The sequence below is a fragment of the Gilvimarinus sp. 1_MG-2023 genome, from assembly GCF_030548285.1.
Genome location: NZ_JAUOSC010001855.1, coordinates 1 through 231, shown reverse-complemented (window position 1 = coordinate 231; position 231 = coordinate 1). Strand labels below are relative to the sequence as shown.

Here is a 231-nt window from a genome sequence, read left to right as displayed (position 1 = left end):
CATCATAAATATCCCCCCAGATCTGTGTCATGGTTACGCCCAGGTCACAGTCATGCTGCGGAACAGGATGTTTTTGGAAACAGCCGCATTCGTATAGGCGATGCAGCCAAAGCCCAGATTGGTCGATGAGGCGACCATGCCCGTTGTGACGGCGATCTCGGTGCCATTATTGACGCTGAAATACGCGATACCGCCGCCAGAGCCATCCACGCGGATACGGAAGAGGTAAGC

General features: G+C 54.5%; 1 protein-coding gene. It reads right to left on the bottom strand.

Annotated features, from left to right (window positions below; all coding sequences use genetic code 11):
- Positions 1-33: 33 nt before the first annotated feature.
- Positions 34-231 (bottom strand): hypothetical protein (locus Q4563_RS23115; RefSeq protein WP_303606217.1); only part of this gene is annotated, 198 nt, incomplete at its 5' end.